Source organism: Secundilactobacillus similis DSM 23365 = JCM 2765 (assembly GCF_001311075.1).
GTDB classification, from domain to species: Bacteria; Bacillota; Bacilli; order Lactobacillales; family Lactobacillaceae; genus Secundilactobacillus; species Secundilactobacillus similis.
On the sequence record NZ_BBAD01000149.1, the window covers coordinates 1 to 3,022 of the forward strand.

The 3,022-nt window shown below is 44.3% G+C and carries 2 pseudogenes; both read left to right on the forward strand.

The features are described 5' to 3' along the window. Positions 1-2,167 (forward strand): annotated as a pseudogene (locus JCM2765_RS18515) (type I restriction endonuclease subunit R, EcoR124 family); the annotation flags it as partial. 13 nt (positions 2,168-2,180) lie between these two features. Beyond that, a pseudogene (locus tag JCM2765_RS16345) lies at positions 2,181-3,022 on the forward strand (N-6 DNA methylase); the annotation flags it as partial.

Below are 3,022 nucleotides of genomic sequence, written 5' to 3' on the forward strand. Positions count from 1 at the left end.
CGCCAATGATGATATTGCCATTAACGAAGCCCAAAACACCGGTGATTTAATGCGTAAATTGCAACAAAATGACGGTAAGGTCTTGGTCACCTCGATTCAAAAACTTCATCGGGCGGTCAAAAAAACGCAAGCCCAGCTGGCAACCGGTAAGCAATCCCGCTTTAGTAAGACTTTAAAGCAACGGGTGATCTTCTTTGTTGACGAAGCCCACCGGTCGCAGTTTGGTAAGATGCAAAAGGAAATTCGAGCAGCGTTTATCAATAGTAACTGGTATGGTTACACCGGCACCCCCATCTTTAATGAAAATAAAAAACAGCTCAAGGGTGATCTAGCGGTTACGACTGAGGAGCTATTTGGTAAAGTCTGTCACGTTTATAACTTGCGAGATGCCTTAGAGGACCAAGCCGTGTTACCGTTTAACGTCGAACATGTAACAACAATTGGCAAAGATACGTTAATAACCCGGGCCCTCGAGAAAGAAAACCAGCGCGTCAAAGCACGTCGCGATAAGCAAGGTCGCCTGCTGAGTACAGCTGATGAAGCAAAAATTCAAGCCAAGATTCAAGCGATGTCAGTCAAGGACTTGGAAGAAACGTATTTAACTCCGGCTGACTTTGAGACCGATGAACATATTAACCAAGTTGTTCAATATATTTTACAAAAAGGCCCACGTAAAACCAGCTTGGGTCATGGCAACTACAATGCGATTTTAACCACCAGCTCCATTGAAATGGCGCAACGCTATTATCAACCTTTAAAGCCGCGAAAAAGACTACTCACAATCAGCTAGATCCTGATTGGCCCCGAATTGCGATTACTTATTCATTAAGTGAAAACGAAGATCAGAGTGCGCAAAAACATGACCAAATGGCCACCATTTTAAAAGATTATAATCGGCAGTATCACACTAATTTTGATTTAACTGATTTGAATCTCTACAACGAAGATGTCGCAAAACGGGCTGCTCGGCGTGAGGCGGTCTTTGCTCATTTGAAACCGGATCAGGAAATTAATCTAGTGATTGTGGTGCGGCGGTTATTAACGGGTTTTGATGCCCCTCGGCTAAATACGCTCTTTGTTGACCGCACCTTAGCTTATCAAGAACTCATTCAAGCCTACTCACGCACCAACGGCTCCAAAACCGGGAATTAAAACAAGAAGGCCAAATTGTGACCTTTCGGGTGCCAGCAATCATGGAAGCGAATGAACGTGAAGCTTATAAGTTATATAGTGGCGAAGGCTCTTTTAATGTCATCATTCGTCCCACTTATCAGCAGGCCGTCTTAAAATTTCAAAAGGCTGTGGTGGATTTAAAAGCCATTGCTCCAACGCCGACGGCGGCCGATGACCTGAATGGAACCACTGCAAGGTACAGTTTGTGAAAGCCTTTCGCCAAGTGAATCAGCAATTGAATTCCTTATCCATGTACAACGATTTCACTTGGAAAAATAGTGAAAAGGCCTTTGGTATCGCTCAGCCCGAAGTAGAATCCTATACGGGTAAATATCTGCGGATTAAAGCGGCGGTTACTAACCAAGAGCCTGAGAAAGTCCCCGAAGAATTAGCTGCCTTAGACTTTTCCCTAGCCGTTGGTTCAGTCGTCTTGGTGGATTATGATTATTTGACGCAATTAATTCAAGATTGGATTGATGAACAGCAACAGTACTCGACGCCTGATCAAGCCCAAGCGCATATGACAGATTACCTGCAAAACAGTGCCAAAGTACAGGCTAGTTTGAATAAATTAGCGGAAACGCAACCGCAACAGGCTCAGTTAATTCGCGAAGCCATGCCTTATATTGAGCAACAAATGCAACAGTTTCAGCAACAGAGCACCCCAAATCAAGCGCCAGTAGCGTTGAATGCTCGGGAGTTGGTGGCTGATTACGTCCAGAAACAATTGGTCAAAAAAACGACGACCTTTGCCCATACGTGGGGCTTAGATCAAGCAGCCCTATTACGGGTGGCACGTGAACACACCGTGGGTACTGATGAATGGCATCATGAACAAGAATTAACGCAGTCAGCGAATTTAGCAGCGGCCTTACAAGCTCAAACTGCCGCTGGGCCGAAGATTCCAGCTATTTTGCCACTATACCGGATTAAGTCCCAGGCCGCTTGGCGGCAGTTTATTGAACACGATTTAGCAATCTATCTACAAAAATAAGTGAGGTTAAACAATGTCAGCAAAAACAACTCAAGCTAGTCAACTTGAAAGCGCCCTATGGAATGCGGCCGATGTCTTACGCGGGAAAATGGACGCTTCTGAATATAAAAATTATTTATTGGGGTTAATTTTTTATCGATTTCTATCTGAGAAAACCTTAACGACCTTTAGTGATTGGGCAGGCGAAACCGAAAATGTCACCCGGAAATATGCTCAGTATATGGATCCGCAGTTTGAGTTGGAAGCGTCTCAGTGCAGCCCAGTTTAGTTGAGTATTTGCAAAACACGCTCGGCTATTTAATTCAACCCCAGGCGTTGTACGCCACTCTGATTGGCAAGATTCAAGCCCATACTTTTGCGTTAGACGATTTATCTCAAGCACTTCATGATCTGGAACAGTCGACACAAAATCTATCTTCAGCGCAAGACTTTTCGGGCTTGTTTGCCGATGTGGATTTAAGTAGTAGTAAATTGGGCAGTTCTTTACAACAACGGAACCAAACTATTAGTGATACTATGTTAGCTTTGAATGCGATTGATCTTATCCATCATCAAGGCGATGTCTTAGGTGACGCCTATGAATACTTAATCGCGCAATTTGCCAGTGATTCCGGTAAAAAAGCGGGTGAATTTTATACCCCGCGGCAGGTGTCCGACATTATTGCCCAGATTGTGACCTATCAGCGCAATGAAGGTGATAACCAAGTGCGGACTATCTATGATCCAGCAGTTGGGTCCGGTTCACTGCTATTGAATGTCGGACAGCACGTGCAAAATCCGGGTTTAGTGAGTTATCACGGTCAAGAATTGAACACCACAACCTATAACCTGGCCCGAATGAACTTAATGTTGCAT